Annotated in this window: 18 protein-coding genes; 12 read left to right on the plus strand and 6 right to left on the minus strand. The window is 42.1% G+C overall.

The window, feature by feature from the left end:
- Positions 1-106: 106 nt before the first annotated feature.
- The 6 genes from H5200_RS16515 to H5200_RS16540 form a co-directional block, all read right to left on the minus strand.
- The gene (locus H5200_RS16515; RefSeq protein ID WP_182761891.1) at positions 107-412 is read right to left on the minus strand and encodes an AAA family ATPase; all 306 of its coding nucleotides are present in this window, start codon (positions 410-412) and stop codon (positions 107-109) included.
- 303 nt (positions 413-715) lie between these two features.
- Entirely contained in the window at positions 716-1,384 is a 669-nt protein-coding gene (locus H5200_RS16520; protein WP_182718045.1) for a YoaK family protein, read from the minus strand.
- Between the two features lie 120 nt (positions 1,385-1,504).
- The gene (locus H5200_RS16525; RefSeq protein WP_259399225.1) at positions 1,505-4,618 is read right to left on the minus strand and encodes an EAL domain-containing protein; all 3,114 of its coding nucleotides are present in this window, start codon (positions 4,616-4,618) and stop codon (positions 1,505-1,507) included.
- Between the two features lie 131 nt (positions 4,619-4,749).
- Positions 4,750-5,007 carry a hypothetical protein gene (locus H5200_RS16530; RefSeq protein ID WP_182718046.1) on the minus strand — a complete coding sequence of 86 codons (258 nt, stop codon included), beginning with the start codon at positions 5,005-5,007 and terminating at the stop codon, positions 4,750-4,752.
- Positions 5,007-5,456 carry a hypothetical protein gene (locus H5200_RS16535; protein WP_145236851.1) on the minus strand — a complete coding sequence of 150 codons (450 nt, stop codon included), beginning with the start codon at positions 5,454-5,456 and terminating at the stop codon, positions 5,007-5,009. Before H5200_RS16535 ends, H5200_RS16530 begins: the two co-directional genes overlap by 1 nt.
- A 6-nt stretch (positions 5,457-5,462) precedes the next feature.
- Entirely contained in the window at positions 5,463-5,807 is a 345-nt protein-coding gene (locus H5200_RS16540; protein ID WP_182718047.1) for a DUF883 domain-containing protein, read from the minus strand.
- A 505-nt stretch (positions 5,808-6,312) separates the two neighbouring features.
- Between H5200_RS16540 and mraZ the strand changes: the two genes are divergently transcribed.
- The 12 genes from mraZ to H5200_RS16600 are packed head-to-tail and all read left to right on the plus strand — an operon-like array spanning position 6,313 to position 19,805.
- Complete coding sequence (gene mraZ / locus H5200_RS16545) at positions 6,313-6,771, plus strand: division/cell wall cluster transcriptional repressor MraZ (RefSeq protein WP_145236856.1); 459 nt, start codon at positions 6,313-6,315, stop codon at positions 6,769-6,771.
- 29 nt (positions 6,772-6,800) lie between these two features.
- Positions 6,801-7,739: a 16S rRNA (cytosine(1402)-N(4))-methyltransferase RsmH gene (rsmH, locus tag H5200_RS16550; RefSeq protein ID WP_145236860.1), complete on the plus strand. Its 939-nt coding sequence runs from the start codon at positions 6,801-6,803 to the stop codon at positions 7,737-7,739.
- Complete coding sequence (gene ftsL / locus H5200_RS16555; RefSeq protein WP_145236863.1) at positions 7,736-8,062, plus strand: cell division protein FtsL; 327 nt, start codon at positions 7,736-7,738, stop codon at positions 8,060-8,062. Before rsmH ends, ftsL begins: the two co-directional genes overlap by 4 nt.
- On the plus strand, positions 8,059-9,876 hold the full coding sequence (locus H5200_RS16560) for a penicillin-binding transpeptidase domain-containing protein (RefSeq protein ID WP_149980613.1): 1,818 nt from the start codon (positions 8,059-8,061) through the stop codon (positions 9,874-9,876). Before ftsL ends, H5200_RS16560 begins: the two co-directional genes overlap by 4 nt.
- Positions 9,869-11,374, plus strand: coding sequence for a UDP-N-acetylmuramoyl-L-alanyl-D-glutamate--2,6-diaminopimelate ligase (gene murE / locus H5200_RS16565; RefSeq protein ID WP_182761904.1), 1,506 nt, complete (start codon positions 9,869-9,871; stop codon positions 11,372-11,374). Before H5200_RS16560 ends, murE begins: the two co-directional genes overlap by 8 nt.
- On the plus strand, positions 11,371-12,759 hold the full coding sequence (gene murF, locus H5200_RS16570; RefSeq protein ID WP_182761893.1) for a UDP-N-acetylmuramoyl-tripeptide--D-alanyl-D-alanine ligase: 1,389 nt from the start codon (positions 11,371-11,373) through the stop codon (positions 12,757-12,759). Before murE ends, murF begins: the two co-directional genes overlap by 4 nt.
- On the plus strand, positions 12,753-13,835 hold the full coding sequence (mraY, locus tag H5200_RS16575) for a phospho-N-acetylmuramoyl-pentapeptide-transferase (RefSeq protein WP_145236872.1): 1,083 nt from the start codon (positions 12,753-12,755) through the stop codon (positions 13,833-13,835). The genes murF and mraY overlap by 7 nt, the downstream gene beginning before the upstream one ends.
- Positions 13,836-15,161 carry a UDP-N-acetylmuramoyl-L-alanine--D-glutamate ligase gene (gene murD, locus H5200_RS16580; protein ID WP_182739690.1) on the plus strand — a complete coding sequence of 442 codons (1,326 nt, stop codon included), beginning with the start codon at positions 13,836-13,838 and terminating at the stop codon, positions 15,159-15,161.
- Positions 15,158-16,333 carry a cell division protein FtsW gene (ftsW, locus tag H5200_RS16585; RefSeq protein ID WP_145236878.1) on the plus strand — a complete coding sequence of 392 codons (1,176 nt, stop codon included), beginning with the start codon at positions 15,158-15,160 and terminating at the stop codon, positions 16,331-16,333. The genes murD and ftsW overlap by 4 nt, the downstream gene beginning before the upstream one ends.
- Positions 16,330-17,439 (plus strand): undecaprenyldiphospho-muramoylpentapeptide beta-N-acetylglucosaminyltransferase, encoded by a 1,110-nt coding sequence (murG, locus tag H5200_RS16590; RefSeq protein WP_182718051.1) that lies wholly within the window; start codon positions 16,330-16,332, stop codon positions 17,437-17,439. Before ftsW ends, murG begins: the two co-directional genes overlap by 4 nt.
- Positions 17,440-17,448: 9 nt before the next feature.
- Positions 17,449-18,888: a UDP-N-acetylmuramate--L-alanine ligase gene (murC, locus tag H5200_RS16595; protein ID WP_259398481.1), complete on the plus strand. Its 1,440-nt coding sequence runs from the start codon at positions 17,449-17,451 to the stop codon at positions 18,886-18,888.
- On the plus strand, positions 18,885-19,805 hold the full coding sequence (locus H5200_RS16600; protein WP_145236888.1) for a D-alanine--D-alanine ligase: 921 nt from the start codon (positions 18,885-18,887) through the stop codon (positions 19,803-19,805). Before murC ends, H5200_RS16600 begins: the two co-directional genes overlap by 4 nt.

Here is a 19,805-nt window from a genome sequence, read left to right on the forward strand (position 1 = left end):
ACATCATCACATTGAGATAATGCTTTTTCAACCGCTTGAACTTTAAATTCTTGTGTAAATCGACGTCTCATTTTTATCTGCCTCTATTAAAAGTTAGAGGCGACAACTATCCTGACACAGGGGGCCTGTCAGTAGTGAAAAGTATTTCCCAGTCCTCGCTAAAGGCATCTCCATCCCTAGGCTTGATAAGAACATCAATAATAATTTTATCTTTTGCAATCTTATCTTTTATATTAAAGTCATCAGGAGATAGGAAGTTGCGATTCCCAAAACTTAATTGTAAAGCTTTTAGGAATGAAGTTTTGCCTGAGTTATTTGTTCCTGTAAGTATAGTGTTATCCGTAAGATTCACCTCAGCGTTTTCTATCCCTCGAAAGCCACTTATCCTGACTGTACTAATTTTTAATTCCATTAATGGTTACCTTACATCGATTTGTAAATCTTTATATGAATAGAAACTAAGATTAAGCATTCTAAAGATGTTTGCAACTTTTAACAGTCTGCTTTATGAGAAAATAAAAACTAGTTGTAGCATGTCTTGTGCTAGTAATATTTTTAGCCCACTAAAAATATAGGGTTAAATGCTAGCGCCTTTAGCTTATTTGCTTTTTAAATCATTAATCAATTCATATATCGTAGTATGTAATACAATGAAATCCTAAGCTAACCAACTAACGTTAATACATATTAACGTTAGTTGATTTTCTGCGTAGGCCTAAGTCTTTTTACTATTAATCGCTTTAAACACTGAGTAGCTAACGGCTAATACTAGGCAGATGGTTGCAGGGATAAAGAGGGCATTAAATTTATAAAACTGGAATGCATAAGCACCTAATGTGCCACCGCAAATGAATCCTGAGATTATCAGTAAAAACAACAGTGCTTTGCGTTTATCAAAGGGTTCGCCTCTTAATTTAGCGCCAAGCATTAGCCCTAGATCAGTAAAGATACCGGTAACATGGGTGGTGCGAATAACTGCGCCGCTGTAAGTGGTGGCTAACGCGTTTTGTAAGCCGCAGGCTGCGGATGCTAAATAGTGCCCGTTTACAGAGTCATTCGATAAAAAATACACTGAGCTTGCTAACAGCATGGCTTCAAATAACAGCAAGCTGCTGTAGTTATGGCCGAGTTTTAATGCACCACTTTGCAAAAAAGCGCCGGAGATCGCCGCACCAGCCAAAAAACTCAGTAGGATAAGAGCTAGGTGTAATACATCAGTAACGGGGGAGGTAACAAGGCTTGTGCCAAGGAGTGTTGCAGTGCCTGATAGATGTGAAATTGATTGATGTTTGAACCCTAGTAACCCTATCGAATTAACAAGCCCAGCAACAAGCGCAAGTAAAAACGATCCATATTCTACCCAACGAGGTAATTTTGAAATCACGGCTAACAGTTAATTTAATAAAATCTGTTTGGTAACGTATCAGTTCGTTATTTATTAAACAATAGCTAGCTAAGTTTTCAGTGCATAGTTTGTGCTGGATCTGTATTTAGTCTTTCGTATTTAGGTCGTTGTTGTGGATTGATTGCTTACTAGCGCTAAAAATTCCTGTTCGGGTAATGGCTTTGCAAACAAATAGCCTTGGCCATAATCACACCCTATACCAAGTAATAATTGCTGCTGCTCTGGTGTTTCAATGCCTTCGGCAATCACTTTTAAACCAAATTGATGTGCCATAGTGATAATTGCTTTGCATAACGCCAGATCTTGATTGTCGGCTTGAATGTTATCAACAAAACATTTATCAATTTTTAAATAATCTGCGTCCATTTGTTGCAAGTAGGCAAGCGATGAATAACCGGTGCCAAAGTCATCTAAAGCGAGTTCCATACCGGATTTTACCAGCGCTTTCAGGCGTTGTTGAGTGAGTTGCTCTGGTGCGATCATTAACCCTTCGGTGATCTCGCTAACAATTGCACTCGGTGGTAAATTGGCGGCTTTTAGCAAGGCTGGCCACTGATCAATACCGCTATCAAGGCAACTAAATTGCACTGGCGAGACATTAATACTAAGTTGAAAGTTGGCATCAACCTGGGCTCGTAAAACCGTTAGCGTTTGTAATGCGCGAGTAAATACAAATTGTCCTAATGGGTTGATATATCTAGACTCTTCGGCTAAAGGTATAAACTCTGCGGGACTAATTACGCCGCGTGTCGGGTGGCGCCAGCGCAATAGTGCTTCTGCTTTATGAATGTGCCCAGAATCTAGGTTAACGATTGCTTGGTAATAAAGATCAAATTGTTTTTGTTCAATGCCATAGCGCATATTTTTGAGTAAATCCATACGCGCTTGTGCTTGCTCGCGTAAGTTGTGATTGAAAAACTCAAAGCAGTTACGACCACTTTGTTTAGCTTTATACATGGCTTGGTCGGCGGCTTTTAATAACAGCTCTGAGCTATCGCCATCGATTGGTGCAATAGCTATGCCGATGCTGGTTGCTATGTGTAGTTCTTCGCCTTCGAGTATAAATGCTTTTGTCATGGCATTGAGGATATCGTTGGCTACTTTTTTAATGTGTTCTTCAGTGACTAGCTTGGCATGCACAATGACAAATTCGTCGCCACCAATACGTGCAATAAACTCAATATCAACAATTTCTTGTTGCAAACGAATTGCGATCAACTTAAGTAATTCGTCACCATAAAAATGGCCTAAGGTGTCATTTATGTCTTTGAAATGATCAAGATCAAGTAGCATGATCACCAGTGGCTCATTAGGATTTAAGGCGTTGTTGAGGCGCTGATTTAAGCGCTCTTTAAGCTCAATTCGATTAGGTAGATTGGTTAAATGATCAAAGTGAGTTTGATGCCATATCAGATCTTCGGCTGCTTTTTTAGCGGTAATATCGGTAAAAATCGCGACTCTGCGCTGCGCTTCAGAATGTTCATTGTATACAGTATCGATAGTAAGCCACTCTGTGAATAACTCGCCATCTTTACGACGGTTAATTATTTCACCTTGCCAACGGCCAGTCTCTTGTAATTGCAGCCACATTTCTTGATAAAACGCTTTGCTGTGCTTGCCTGAAGCTAAGATAGCGGTGGTATTGCCCAGGATTTCATTTTTACTGTATTGAGTTACTTCACAAAAAGCCGGGTTAACATCTAAGATAATGCCGTTTGGATCGGTAATTGCCATTCCTTCACTGCTATTTGAGTAGACCAATGAGGCCAGATGAGATGCTTTTTCAGCGTTCTTTCGCTGGCTGATATCTTGCAATACAATAGTGTACTCGTTGCTATTATGCTTGGCACTGATCCGCGCTTCAAATACTTGCTCGACTTCGCTGTTATTGATTGTTAATTCAAATTGGCTAGTTTTATTTTTGCAGGGCAAATGCTGAAGTAACTGTTTACTTTTTTCTTCACCAAGTAGCTCGCGAAGGTGTAACTTTGAACGTGTATACACAGGTAAATTTAACTGTGAAATTTGCCCACCTAAGTTCAGTACATCACCGTGAACATTGATCCGAATGTAGGTATCAGGCAAAGCGTTTAATAAACTACTCAATTCGTCATGTTGGCGTTTGACACTCGCTTCTGCCGTCAGACGTGTTTGCGCCATCGCTTTAAAATGTTGATAGAGAGTATTCAGCTCTGGACTATTTAAAGAAAACTGTTTTGGTAATAACCCTTGCGCAAGCTCTTTAATCGTCAGAGTGAGTTGTGCTATGGGCGTTAATACGTTGCGCTTTAATTGGCTATGAGCAAATATAGACAGGCCAATAATCATCAATGTAAATGCAGCTAATGTGATAAAAAATAGTTGGTTGGCAGCTTGAATTGCGTTATTAAATGGCATGACAACATAGACATTTAGGCTATTTTTAGTTTCATCGGTATACATGGTTTTACTGTGTAAAATGTGATTAATACCTTGCAATTCAATTGTGCTATTGAGCATAGGTAGTTCAGAGCTAAATCCATAGGCGTTAATATTTTCGCCAAACAGCGATGGATCGTTAGGGTAATTTGCAATAATGCGACCGTTGTTGTCGGTTATAACAGCAATGGCATCTTCGGGTAAGTGAGAGTTGGCAAGTATCTGGCTCCACCAATCTAATGTGACAACCGTTACTACTGCCCCATATACTTGTTGCTGCTGATCAATAAGTGGATAAGCAAAATTGAAACTGAGGGAATTGATACTGCGATCTTTTTGAAAATAGCCAATGGCAAAGCTTTTAGTTGCCACAGCATTTTTAAAGTATTCACGATCGGCAATATTAATATTTTCTTTGCGTCCTTGCGATAAACACACCGCATCGCCTTGCATGTTGACGATACCAATATTTGCAATTTCAGGTTGAAGTTTTTGTATTTTAGCTAAGTAATAAGGGCAGCCGGTTTGTAATGGTGCGGCAAAATCTTTTAAGTCAGCAAGTTGAGTGGTAAATGTTTTTATTTTTTTGAGTAGCTCAGTTTGCTGCTCAACAAGCTGTTCGGCAACCGTTAAAGCCTGCAGCCGACTTTCTTGGCGTGCGGTTTCTTTGGCATGCCAAAGGCTAAATAAGATCACCAAAATGCCGGGTAAGCTCAGTAAGATAAATAACCGATAAAGTCGATGTTGTAACGATGAGGAAAAAATAACAATACTCTTCATACTGGGCTTTGGCATAAAATTGTAGCCAATTAAGTTGAAAATAACCATATATAATATAAGGTTAATTGCGGTTTATCTAATAAAGACCAAAGTAATAGCTCTGAAGAGTAAGATTGTGCTGAGCAAAGCTCAGTATCTATGAGGATTTATAGCAAACGTAACAACCAGCTAAATTGACTTAGCTTTATTTTATTGGCTGAATTTTGGCTATGACCATTTAGCGCTTGATAGCCTGCACCTGCCGTAAAGGCACTGGCAATACCGACATTCGATACTGCAAAGCGTTTAAGTCGGTAGTTGAAAGCTTGATGATGTTGCTGTTTTAACGCATTGATGCTATTCATTTTTTGACTTAAGTGACGAACTTTATGATTTGGTTTCTTAATAAAATAATCAATTAGCATTATTCACCCCTATTTATATTGAGTAATTGTTTAATGCTGTGCGCAGTTTTATCAAAGCCAATTTTGCTGCTGATATAACCAATGTTTTTCCACAGCCACATTAAACAAAGCAATTGTAAGCCAATTAGACATACAGCACTGAGCCATATTGATTGACTAAAGGCAAAAACCGCAAAGCCAAGTGTGATCAGCAAACCGGCCCACAACAATACTAAACCACCGGCAAAACTTACCAGCAAAATAATAGTCAATGCCAAAGAGCGAGTTGATAGTCGCCACTCGGCACTCGCTAATTCTTTGCAAATACCAGCCTGTTGGCGATAGTCTTGATAAAGTTGCTCACCATATTGAGATAATTTAGCAAGATGATCTTGCCACTGATCAGCACTTTGCGGTGCAGGATCAGCGGCTTGATGCTGTTTATCTTTAGGATCGGTATGTGGTTGCATAATTGCTTACTTGCTACGGCGAAATAGTGCTGTCACTAGCATACCAGCAGCAAACGCAAGACCAGCTGTAGCAAGCGGGTTTTCAGAGGCTAATTGACGAGTTTTACCACTGTATTCAGACAGTTTTTCACGCGCAATTTTTTGCTTTTCAGTGAGTGTTTCAGCTGAACTTGAAGCACCATGACGAATACTTTGTTCTGCTGTTGCAGCCTTTGAAGACAGCGAATCAACAGCAAGATGAGCCGCTGAGGTTGCTTTGTCTGTTAATGGTGATTCAGTGTGAGCAGCAATATCATCAACTTTTTTACTGGTTTTTGCAGCTGAATTTGAACTTGATGTTGAAGTAGTCATAGTAATCGTTCCTTAAATATAAAACTAGATTGTGTAATACTTGTTGCAGCCTTCGTACCACTTCTACGATCTTATTTAAATTCTTAAAAATCAATGGTTTGTTTTTTATCTTGTGAATCGCTTTGTTTGAAATAACAGCGTTTAAAGTAACTATTGCAAAAAGATCGCGTAAATTTTACAAGATCTATTAAGCAGCAATTCGCTACTAATATTTTGTAACTGTTCATTGATTATTCATTAATCATTTAAGTCTATTTATTTTGTTTTATCTCAGAATAAAATATTTTTTTTGATGTTATCCACTTTTTCCCACGTAATTCAGTAGCTTCGCGCTAGGCCTTATTTTTTCTGGCTTTAACACACCATTATAGGTTTCTGCTGACTTGACAAAATAGCTTGTCAAGCCCTAAACTGGAGCACTGTGGTAAAAAGTGGTATTTAGTGGATCAAATTGGATCAAATTAATCAAAACAGATTAATTACAAACTTTTAAAGTAGGCTTTTTATGTTCCGTGGTGCGAGTTCACTGAGTTTGGATGACAAAGGACGATTTGCGGTACCGACTAAGTACCGAGACTCGCTGTTGTCTGAAGATCAGGGGACGGTGATCTGTACTGTCGCACTGAACGAGCCTTGCTTGTGGTTGTATCCACTGGCGCAATGGCAGGATATAGAAGATCGCTTAGCTAAAATTTCCAATATGAATCCACGCGCTCGACGCATGCAACGGATGTTGTTAGGTAATGCAACAGAATACCAATTAGATAAAAATGGCCGAATATTGCTGGCACCGTCGTTACGGTCTCATGCTGATTTAGGCAAAAAAATCATGTTGGTCGGTTTGATGAATAAATTTGAGATCTGGGATGAAGAACGTTGGCATGAACAAATGCGCCAAGATACCGAAATTGAACGACTCGGTGAGTTTGAATCAACCCCAGACTTAGATAATTTTTCGCTCTGATCACACAATAAAAAGGCAAACAATAGCTAATGACAGCGCAATTTGAACATATTTCCGTACTAATGGACGAAACCATCGAAGGTCTAGCAATTAAGCCAGACGGTATTTATATGGATGGTACATTTGGCCGTGGCGGACATTCTGGACAAATCTTGGCGCGCCTTGGTGAACATGGCCGATTACAGGCCATTGATCAAGATCCACAAGCGATCAAGTCTGCCGAAAAGTTTGCCGACGATAGCCGTTTTGCCATTGCCCATACTCGCTTTTCTAACCTATACGAAGTAGCAGAGCAAAACGATCTATTAGGAAAAGTAGATGGTATTTTATTAGATATCGGTGTGTCATCACCACAACTAGACGATGCCGAGCGTGGTTTTAGCTTTATGAAAGATGGCCCGCTTGATATGCGCATGGATCCTACCAGCGGCCGCAGTGCTGCGCAGTGGTTAGCCGAAGCTGAGCTGGAAGACATTGTTCATGTGATCAAAACTTATGGTGAAGAAAAGTTTGGTCGTCGTATTGCACATAAAGTACTTGAAGTGCGCGCTCATACGCCGATTACAACAACTAAGCAACTTGCTGATTTAGTTGACGAAGCAGTGCCAGTAAAGGATAAGTTCAAACACCCTGCGACGCGTACTTTCCAAGCTATTCGTATTTATATCAACAGTGAATTGGAAGAGATTCAAACGGCATTACAAGCTGCGTTGGGTGTATTAAAGCCCGGTGGCCGATTAGTGGTGATTTCGTTTCATTCACTAGAAGACCGTATTGTTAAACAGTTTATTAAAAAACAGAGTAAGGGAGCGGCGTTACCCAGAGGTCTGCCTTTAACTGATGCACAAATAAATCAAAATCTGACGTTAAAAGCAGTGGGTAAAGCTATTAAGCCAAGCCAAGCTGAAGTTGACCGTAACCCACGTTCACGCAGTTCAGTACTTAGGGTGGCACAGAGATTGGGATGAAGCCAAAAGCGAATCATCGACAACCCAATTTATTTTTAGAAATAATCAAAGGCCTAGGAGCAAACAAGTTAACCTCGGCCTTACTGGTTGTGATATTCGCATCTAGTTTGAGTGTGGTGCAGGTCACTCACTTTGCTCGCCAAGAGCTGATTGAACAAGATCAGCTGTTACAACAGCGAGATGAACTCGATTTAGAATGGCGTTATCTATTAGTTGAAGAAGAGTTTTATTCGCAACATGCGCGCATTGAAGAAATTGCTATTGAGCAACTGCAAATGAAACGGTCCACAAGCCAAGACGAACAGGTGATAGTACTGCCATGAGAAGTAGAGGAAAAAAACCAGTAAATAGTTTGATCACATGGCGTTTTATGCTGGTGTGCTCTGTGGTGCTGCTGGTTTTTGTGACTTTAGTATCTCGTGCTGCTTATTTGCAAGTTATCGAGCCTGATAAAGCTCGTTCAGAAAGTAATAAACGTACCGTGCGCGTGGAAAAGTTGCATGTGCAACGCGGGATGATTTTTGACCGTAATGGCAAAGAACTTGCTGTTAGTGTGCCCGTTGTAAGTGTATATGCGGATCCTAAAGCATTACATAAATCACTGCGTGCTAAAGTGCTCAAACAGGCGCGCAAAAATGGCGAAGATGAGAATGCCCTTGCAGAAAATACCGCGCTACTTGAACAACGTATTGCGCTGTACTACAAAAATGATTTACGTTGGCGTGAGCTTGCCGATGTACTGCGTATTGAACCGAAAAAAATTAATGGTCGCTTGCGGGATGATGCCAGTCGCCGCTTTGTTTATCTAAAACGCCAAGTAACCCCTGCCGTTGCCAATTATATTGGCGATTTACGTCTGCCTGGTATTCATTTATTAGATGAATCAAAACGCTATTACCCTGCCGGAGAAGTCACCGCACATGTGCTTGGTTTTACCAATATTGATGGTAAAGGTATCGAAGGCATAGAGAAGCTTTACGAAAACGCATTAACTGGCGTTGAAGGTCGTCGCACAATTCGTAAAGATGCACAGGGGCGTGAAGTTGAAGTGCTTGATGAACGTGAACGGATTGAACCCGAAAACATCCAGCTTAGTATTGATCAGCGTATTCAAGCGATAGCCTATAAAGCGGTTAAATCAGCCGTGCTGACCTACAAAGCAACGTCTGGCTCTGCGATGGTGGTCGATGTGAGAACTGGTGAAGTGTTAGCGATGGTTAACAGCCCGTCTTTTAATCCAAATAATTTAAATGATGCAGCGCCGCATAAACGCCGTAACCGAGCGATCACGGATTTGTTCGAACCAGGTTCAACCGTTAAGCCTCTAGCCATATTAGCTGGGTTAGACTACGGCTCAATCCAACCGGATGATAAAATTGATACTTACCCAGGCTGGATGCGCATCGGTGGTACGTTAGTTACAGACTCGCGTAACCATGGTGAAATGACCTTACGTGAGATTTTAAAGTACTCCAGTAACATGGGTGTGACAAAAATAACGCAAGATGTACCGAAGGATTACTTTGTTGGCTTGTTCCAAAAAGTTGGCTTTGGTTCTGATACAGGCACCGGCATGGTTGGTGAAAGTAGTGGCTTGTTTTATCCGAATCGACGTTGGTCTGACCATGAAATTGCAGCACTTTCTTTTGGTTATAACGTTGCTGTAAGCACCGCACAAATGGCGCGTTTTTATGCCATGTTAGGTGCCGGTGGGATCAATAGACCGTTGACCATCCTCAAGCAAGATTCAATCCCTGAAGGCGAGCGTATTTTTCAACAAAAAGATGTTGAAGCGGTTGTGCATATGATGGAAAGCGTTTTTGAAGAAGGTGGAACAGCGAGCCGCATAAAAGTTGATGGTTATCGTGCTGCGGGTAAAACGGGTACCTCTAAAAAAGCCGCTGCAGGTGGTTATGGTGATGAGTATGTTGGTTACTTTACTGGTATAGCACCTGCGAGTAATCCACGTTTAGCTGTTGTTGTAATGATCAATGAGCCCGGTGGAGATGTTTATTATGGCGGTGCAACTGCAGGACCAGTGTTTGCAGAAATAATCTCCAATGCGTTAAGAATTTTAAACGTGGCACCAGACAAAGGCTCGGTTGCCTACGTGAAGGGCATAGATGATGATGCGTGATTTAAAAATAATTTTACAACAAATAGAAGTAGCAGCAACAAGCTTACTAGTAAAGCACTTGCGTTTGGATAGTCGAGATGTCACCCCTGGGGATGTCTTTGTAGCAATTAAAGGTCATCAATTAGATGGCGGACAATTTATTGATAAAGCGATTGCAAATGGTGCAGTTGCAGTAATTGCTGATCGTTTATGTGAGTTTGAATGTGATTTTGAACCGCTTTATTTAATTTCCGATTTGAATAAGAAATTGCCCGCATTAGCGAGTCATTTTTATCAGCAACCAAGTAAACAATTAGATGTGGTGGGTGTTACTGGCACCAATGGTAAATCAACTACCACTGCGATGATTGCTCATTTAGCTAAGTTTTGCGACACCCAATCAGCGATTATCGGTACGCTTGGGTATGGGCAACCAGAAAGTTTAACTGAGTTAATTAATACCACACCGTCTTGTGTTGATTTACAAAGAATATTAGCGCAACTTGCCACTGACAATAACAAACTGGTGGCGATGGAAGTGTCATCACATGGTTTGGTACAGCAGCGTGTTGCGAAAACGCACTTTAAAGCTGCTGTGTTTACCAATTTATCGCGCGATCATTTAGATTACCACGGTGATATGGCCAGTTATGCAGATGCAAAGTTAATGCTAATGCGAGATTTTGACGCGCAGCTGGTGGTACTAAATCAAGATGATAACCAAGTAGAGCAATGGTTAGAACAATACGATTTTAATAACTTAGTGTGTTATGGCCATAAAAACTTGCAGCCAAAAGGTGCTAAGTTTGTGTACTTCACTGATGTTTCTTACCATAAAACCGGTATATCGGCACAGTTTACGACAAGTTGGGGTGATATTGCTATTACCTGTCCGCTGTTTGGCGAATTTAATTTATATAATTTAGCGGCTGCAATCGCAACTTTACTTGGTTTAGGTTACCCATTAGATCAACTGGCAGCGGGTTGTGCAAGCTTGCAACCAGTTGCTGGACGCATGCAAGCATTTAGCGCGCCAAACCAACCAACCTGTATTGTTGATTATGCTCACACGCCAGATGCGTTAGCTTTAGCATTGCAAGCATTGCAACAACATGTGCCCGGTGGCGTAAGTTGTGTATTTGGTTGCGGTGGAGACCGTGATAAAGGCAAGCGACCAATGATGGCCCAAGCGGCTGAGCAAAATGCTGATAAAGTAATTATTACCAGTGATAACCCGCGTAGCGAAGATCCATGGCAGATCATTAAAGATGTTGCTGCTGGTTTAAGCCAGCCTGACCGTGCGCACTTAGAAGCTGACCGTGCTCATGCTATTGCCTTTGCAATAGATAACGCAAATGCCAATGACGTAGTGCTTATTGCAGGTAAAGGCCATGAAGATTATCAAATAATTGGTACGCAACGGATAGATTTTTGCGATCGTAAATTTGTCCAGCAGCACTTACAACAAAAGCAAAAGCTAGACCCACAAGAACAACAAATAAGAGGATCGCAGTTATGATCCCAATGGATTTTGATTGGCTAGCAAATGTGCTAGCAACTGATTATCAAGGTGATAATCAAACAGTAAAAAATATTAATACAGATACTCGCACCGTATGCGAAGGAGAAGTATTTTTAGCCCTACAAGGCCCTAATTTTGATGGCCATCAGTTTTTACAACAAGCGAAAGACAAAGGCGCAATAGCCGCTATTGTTAGTCAAAAAGTTGCCGTTGATATTCCACAGTTTTTAGTTACGGATACGCGTATTGCGCTAGGCGAAATTGGTGCTGCGGTAATGGCCAGTGTGGCACCAAAAACTATCGCAATTACAGGCAGTGTCGGTAAAACCACAGTAAAAGAAATGTGCGCAGCTATTTTAGCTCCTCACGGTGAAGTACTGTCGACCAAAGGTAATTTTAATAATGATATTGGCGTCCCATTAACCTTGTTACGCCTAGAACCGCAGCACAAATATGCGGTGATTGAGCTTGGCGCTAACCATATTGGTGAAATTGCCTATACCACGGCGATGACTAAGCCCGATGTTGCCGTTGTTTGTAATGTGGCAGCTGCGCATATTGAGGGTTTTGGCTCTCTTGCGGGTGTGGCAACGGCTAAAAGTGAAATTTACGATGGTTTGAAAGAGCATGGCATTGCGCTAGTTAACTGTGACAGCGAATTCAGTGATGGTTGGCTTACTAAGTTACAAGGGCGCAGTGTCAAACGTTTTTCAAGCACTGATAAACTAGATATATGGGCAGAAGAAGTCAGCCTCGATGAGCAAGCTCAGGCGTCTTTTTATATTTGTACCAAGCAGCATCGAGTACCCGTTAAGCTTGCATTGCCAGGTCGTCACAATGTTACAAACGCCCTTATAGCAGCTGCATTAACCTGTGAATTTGGCGTTAGTCTTGAGGCTGTGGCAACGGCACTCGCAACCATGGCTGAAGTAAAAGGCCGAGTAAACATTATTCAAGTCAATGAAACACTAACCGTGATTGATGACACTTATAATGCCAATGTGCAATCGGTTAAGGCTGCAATTGATTTATTACGCGACCTCCAAGGTCAGCGTATTTTAGCGTTAGGTGATATGGGAGAACTTGGTGAAGAAGCCGCGCTTTATCACCAACAAGTTGGCGCCTATGCCAAACAACAAGGTATTGATGAGTTGTATAGCTTAGGTGTACTGAGTCAATACGCCAGTGATGAATTTGCTAAACCACAGCGGCATTTTTCAAGCCGCGAGGAACTGTTGCAACAATTACAAGCACAGTTAACTGACTCAGCACAAAAAACCACCATAGTCGTGAAGGGATCGCGCAGTTCTCGCATGGAATTATTAGTACAAGATTTAGTTAACAGCCAGCAAACTGGCCGCAATGGAGTATCTCAATGTTAGTTTGGCTGGCCGAGTATTTAACACAATATTACAGTGCATTTAATGTGTTCTCGTATTTAACCGTTCGCGCTGTATTTGGTATTTTAACGGCACTATTAATTTCTTTATATTTTGGCCCTAAGTTGATCCGAGCATTGCAAAGAATGCAAATTGGTCAAGTGGTTCGTAACGATGGCCCGGAGTCGCATTTATCGAAAAAAGGCACCCCAACCATGGGAGGCTTGTTAATTTTAGCGTCTATTTTTACCAGTACTTTGCTGTGGGCTGATTTAGCGAATAAATATGTATGGGCTACCTTGTTTGTGATCGGCTCATTGGGAATTGTGGGCTTTGTTGATGATTACCGTAAAGTGATCCGCAAAGATCCAAAAGGGTTGATTGCGAAATGGAAGTATTTTTGGCAGTCAGTGATTGCCTTAGTGGTTGCCTGCGCATTATTTTTTACTGCTAATCATGCCAACGAAACATCATTAGTAGTGCCGTTTTTTAAAGATGTATTACCGCAGCTAGGTTTGTTTTACATAGTTATGACTTACTTTGTCGTGGTGGGGACGTCAAATGCTGTGAATCTGACCGATGGCTTGGATGGTTTGGCCATTGTACCGACTATTTTAGTGGCAGCAGCACTGGCTATTATTGCTTACTTAACAGGTAACGTGAATTTCTCTGCTTACTTGCATATTCCACATTTACCATTGGCCAGTGAGTTGGTTGTAGTATGTACCGCCATTGTTGGTGCCGGATTAGGCTTTTTATGGTTTAACACTTACCCAGCACAAGTATTTATGGGTGATGTTGGTTCATTAGCGCTTGGTGGAGCATTGGGTATTATTGCTGTATTAGTTCGCCAAGAGTTAATTTTAATCATTATGGGCGGTGTATTTGTGATGGAAGCACTGTCGGTTATCTTGCAAGTTGGCTCTTATAAATTACGTGGCCAACGGATTTTTAGAATGGCACCAATCCACCATCATTACGAGTTAAAAGGCTGGCCTGAGCCACGAGTTATCGTGCGTTTTTGGATAATTTCTATCGTGCTAGTGTTAGCTGGCCTAGTAACATTAAAGATCAGGTAAATGACGTATTTAAACGAGATGAAAAACAAACATATTACAGTGCTCGGACTCGGTGTAACCGGTCTGGGCATTGTGCGTTTTTTATTATCTCAAGGTTTAACGCCTAATGTAGTTGATAGTCGCCAATCACCGCCCGGTTGTGATTGGTTGCAACAACATGCGCCAAATTTAACGACGCAGTTTGGTGATTTAGCAACTGCACAGCTTGAAAGCGCCGATATGATCATCATCAGCCCTGGTTTAAGTTTAACACTTCCAGCAGTTGCACAAGCAATGCAAGCGGGTGTTGAAGTGATTGGTGATATTGAGTTATTTGCCCGTTTAACAGACAAGCCGGTGGTGGCTGTAACAGGCTCTAACGGTAAATCGACTGTCGTTACGTTGGCTTATGAAGTATTGAAAATGGCTGGTTATAAGGTCGGACTTGGCGGAAATATTGGTACTGCCGCACTGGATTTATTAGCTGATGATTTTGATGTTTACGTATTAGAGCTATCGAGTTTTCAGCTCGATACGATGCACAGCTTAAAGCCGGTTAGCGCTACGGTACTTAATGTGTCGGAAGATCATTTAGATCGTTACCCGAGCTACCAAGCCTATATTGATTCAAAACAAACGATTTATGCTAATGCCGCGCTGGCTGTAGTAAATAAGACTGACCCAGCAACGTATACACAAACAATGCCGCAATTAAGCTTTGGCTTAGAAAATGCGGATTATTGTTTAATGACGTATCAAGGTGACAGTTACTTTAGTTATCAAGGCAAAGCTCTATTGCCTGTTAGTAGCTTGGCCGTAGTTGGTCGTCATAATCAGCTAAATGCGTTAGCGGTTATGGCATTATTGAGCCCATTTGATATCAGTGCTAGTCAGTTTGCACAAGCTTTTAGCCAATTTACTGGCTTGGCGCATCGTTGTCAGTTTGTTGCCGAGCAAGCGGGGGTTAAATATTTTAATGACTCTAAAGCTACGAATGTCGGGGCCACCATTGCGGCGATAGAAAGTTTAGCCGATCAGGCCAAGCAACTAGTGGTGATTGCCGGAGGCGATGCCAAAGGCGCTGATCTCGATAGCTTAAAGCCGTATTTACAACAGCAAGTTAAAGCGCTTATTTGTTTTGGTAAAGATGGCAAAGCTCTGGTTGCGTTGACTGACAAAGGCCACTTAACAGAAAATATGCAGCAAGCGGTGATGCTTGCCAAGCAACTTGCCACTGCGGGCGATATTGTGTTGCTTGCACCTGCATGTGCCAGTATCGATATGTATAACAATTATATGCAACGTGGCGATCACTTTAGCCAATGTGTTTTAGCGGAGGCAGTATGATCGCATTTGCTGATATCCGCGACTCTTTAACTCCTAAGCCATCGGCGCAGTTATACGATGTGCCACTGTTATATTGTGTGATCATGCTAATTGGCTTGGGGTTTGTGATGGTGACGAGTGCGTCGATGCCGACCGCTGATCGCTTATTTAACAATCCCTATCATATTATTATTCGCCACAGCATGTTTTTGGCGATGGGCTTTGTGCTGTTTTGGATCACCTGCTGTGTACCAATGACCTGGTGGAAACGCTCGAATCCTTACTTATTACTGTTTGGCATGGCGCTACTGATAGTGGTGTTAATCGTTGGACGTGAAGTGAATGGCGCAAAACGTTGGATCCCAGTAGGTCCAGTGGGCTTTCAGGTTGCTGAAGCGGCTAAATTATTCTTTTTCAGTTATATCGCCGGTTACTTAGTGCGTAAACGCGAGGAAGTTCAAGAAAACATCAAAGGCTTTGCTAAGCCAATCGCAGTGTTTGCAGTTTACGCATTGTTGATTTTATTACAGCCCGATTTAGGCACTGTGGTGGTGATGTTTGTAACTACCGTAGGCTTATTGTTCTTAGCTGGGGCTAAGTTATGGCAGTTTTTTGCCTTGATATTAACAGGCGTAGGCTTAGTCGTATTGCTCATTATTGTTGAGCCATATCGGATGGCGCGGGTGGTCGGTTTTCTAGAGCCATGGGATGACCCATTTGGTAAAGGCTACCAGTTAGTACAATCGCTGATGGCATATAGCCAAGGTGGTTGGTTTGGCCAAGGTTTAGGTAATAGTGTGCAAAAATTGCAATATTTACCTGAAGCCCATAATGACTTTATTTTTGCGGTGATTGGCGAAGAGTTAGGTTTTATCGGTATCGTCAGTATTTTAATGGTGTTTGGTACTTTGGTGTTTAGAGCACTGTTAATTGGTCAGCAAGCACTTAAATGTGGCAAAGAATATGAAGGTTACTTTGCATTCGCAATAGGTATTTGGTTTGCATTTCAAACCATGGTTAATGTGGGGGCGAGTGCCGGTATTTTGCCAACCAAAGGTTTAACCTTGCCGTTTGTATCTTATGGTGGCTCAAGTTTACTTATCATGACTATTGCGGCAGGTATTTTATTACGCGTGGATTTTGAAACCAAAATGGCCACTAAACAAGCAACATCCGGTGGAGGCAAGCGATGAATAAAAAATTAGTCGTTGTTGCTGGTGGTACTGGCGGGCATATTTTTCCCGGCATAGCTGTGGCTGATCACTTAAGGCAACAAGGTTGGCAAGTGAGTTGGATTGGCACTGCTGATCGAATGGAAGCGCAGGTTGTACCAAAGCATAATATTGAGATTGATTTTATTAATGTTAAAGGTGTACGTGGCAATGGCCTTGCACGTTTAGTAAAAGCCCCTTTTATGGTGATTAATGCCATATTACAAGCACGCAAAGTATTGAAAAAACAACAACCTGATGTTGTGTTAGCAATGGGCGGCTATGTTACTGGGCCGACTGGCATTGCCGCAAAAAGCTTAGGTATACCACTGGTGATCCATGAGCAAAATGCGGTTGCCGGTATGAGTAATAAGTACCTAGCCAAGTTTGCCAATAAAGTGTTGGCTGCATTTCCGCAAGCATTTGCCTCTGGATACAGTGACGTGGTTGGTAATCCGGTACGAGCCAGCGTAGCAAATGTGGCAATGCGGGAAGTATCAAGTCCGGTTAACGTGTTGGTCGTTGGTGGCTCGTTAGGTGCGCAGGTGCTAAACCAAACTTTGCCAGCAGCATTTAAACAGCTCAGTGAAGAGTTTCAGATCAATACATGGCATCAAACCGGTAAAGGTCATTTAGGCTCAGTAACACAGGCATATCAGCAGCAAGGTTTTAGTGCTGAACAAGCTAAGGTGGCTGAGTTTATTGATGATATGGATACCGCTTATAGCTGGGCAGATATTGTAATTTGCCGCGCGGGGGCGTTAACCGTAAGTGAGATTGCTGCTGCAGGAAAAATGGCCGTGTTTGTGCCGTTTCCGCATGCGGTTGACGATCATCAAACTGCGAATGCAAAATTTTTAGTTGATGGCAATGCGGCATTATTAATGCCACAGGGGCAGTTCAATCAACACAGTATTGTTGAACTATTACGCCCGTATTTAGCCAAACCAGCATTAATCAGTGAACTTGCAAGCAATGCTAAGCAATTGGCGACACTAGAAGCTACTGCCAATGTCGCATGGCATTGTATGGATGCCGCAGGTGTCCCCTTGTCAGCGCTGCAAGTAACAGAAAAAAGAGATAATTAAGTGAAACAAATGTCAACACACAAGAGCACTCGCCCGGCAATGCGCCGAATTAGCACTATCCACTTTATTGGTATTGGTGGCGCAGGAATGGGCGGTATTGCCGAAGTACTCGCATTTGAAGGATATCGTATTACTGGCTCTGATATTGCCCATAGTGCAATGACCGAACGTTTGATCCAAGCTGGCGCTGAAGTGTTTATTGGCCATCATCAAAGTAATGTTAAAGATGCCAATGTAGTGGTGGTTTCAAGTGCAATTGATGAAGCTAATCCTGAGATTATTGCTGCTAAGGCGGCACGTATTCCGGTTGTGCGCCGTGCAGAAATGTTGGCCGAGCTAATGCGCTTTCGCCACGGTATTGCTATCGCTGGTACTCATGGTAAAACCACCACCACTAGTTTGATCGCGAGTATTTATGCTCAAGCTGGGCTGGATCCAACCTTTATTATTGGTGGTTTACTTAATAGTGCGGGTAGTAACGCAAAAGTCGGTAAAAGTGATTTTTTAATTGCTGAAGCTGATGAGAGTGATGCGTCATTCTTGCATTTGCAACCTATGGTATCGGTGATCACTAATATTGAAGAAGATCACATGGATACCTACGGCGGTAGCTTAGAAAAAATGAAAGATACTTATGTGGACTTCATTCATAACCTGCCTTTTTATGGCCTTGCTGTGGTGTGTATCGATTCAGAAGTGGCAGCTGAGCTTATTCCGCGATTTGGCCGTCCTGTGATCACTTATGGTGAATCAAGCGACGCCGATTACCGCATGACTGATTTTAGCCAAACGGCAAATACCAGTCAGTTTAAAGTGCGCACTAAGCAAGGTGATGAATTAACTGTGCATTTAAATATGCCAGGTAAACATAATGCATTGAACGCCACTGCAGCGATTGCTGTTGCAAAAGATCAACAAATAGCTGATCACGCGATTTTAGAAGCATTGCAACAGTTTGAAGGTATCGGACGTCGTTTTCAGCATTATGGCGATTTTGAAAACGAACGTGGCAAAGTAATGCTGGTGGATGATTATGGTCATCACCCTTCAGAAGTTGCAGCGACTATAGCGGCAATTCGCCAAGGCTGGCCTGATAAACGCTTAGTAATGATTTATCAACCACATCGCTTTACTCGTACTCGTGATTTATATGAAGACTTTGTAAAAGTGTTAGCCGATGTTGATCAGTTATTATTGCTTGATGTATACGGCGCTGGTGAAGAGCCAATTATTGGCGCAGACAGTAAAAGTTTATGTCGCAGCTTACGTCAACGCGGTAAAGAACCACTGCATGTTGCAAGTAGCTCTGAACTAGCTGGAGTATTAGCTGATACGTTACAAGATAATGATTTAGTTATAACCCAAGGTGCTGGTAATATTGGTCAATTAGTAAAAACACTCGCGGCGACATCGCTGTCGATTGAGCAACTTAAGCAGGTAAAGGTATGACGCAATTAAACACACAGTTTGGCAAAGTGGCAGTGTTGTTTGGTGGACACTCAGCTGAGCGCGAAGTATCACTAAAATCAGGCCAAGCGGTATTGAACGCATTACAAAATGCGGGCGTTGATGCCATTGGCTTTGATCCAAAAGAGCAACCGTTATGGCAATTAAAAGAACTCGGCATTGAACGAGTATTTATCGCCCTGCATGGTCGCGGTGGTGAAGACGGTACTATTCAAGGTGCACTTGAGTTTATGGGGTTGCCATACACTGGCAGTAACGTATTAGGCTCAGCATTGGCGATGGATAAAATACGTTGTAAGCATTTATTTAAATCTGCGGGCTTGAGCACTGCGCCTTATGCGGTGGTGGATAGCAAACGTGGTTTTGATGCGACAGCGATAATGAATGAACTGAAAAAAGTGATGGTAAAACCGTCGCACGAAGGTTCTAGCATTGGTATGGCGCAAGCAAATAATGCGCAAGAGCTTGAAGCTGCTTTAGCCGAAGCGTTTAAGTTTGACAGCCAAGTACTGGTTGAGCAGTGGATAACAGGGCGCGAATTTACAATCACTGTACTAGGCGATGAGGTACAGCCAGTAATTGAAATGACCACCCCAAATGGTTTTTATGATTACCAAGCAAAGTATCAGTCAAATACCACGCAATATCATTGCCCAGCAGACTTATCAGCTAGCGATACCACGCATTTACAAGCAATGGCTTTAGCGGCATTTGAGCTAGTGGGTGCCAGTGGTTGGGGCCGTGTTGATGCAATGCAAGATGCAGACGGTAACTTTTATTTGTTAGAAGTAAACACAGTACCAGGAATGACTGAAAAATCGTTAGTGCCAATGGCTGCTAAAGCAAATGGTGCAAGCTTTGAGCAATTAGTTGTTCGCATTTTGGAGCAAACGCTTTAA

Origin of the sequence: Pseudoalteromonas sp. SG43-7 (genome assembly GCF_014164295.1) — a bacterium.
Lineage (GTDB): Bacteria > Pseudomonadota > Gammaproteobacteria > Enterobacterales > Alteromonadaceae > Pseudoalteromonas > Pseudoalteromonas rhizosphaerae.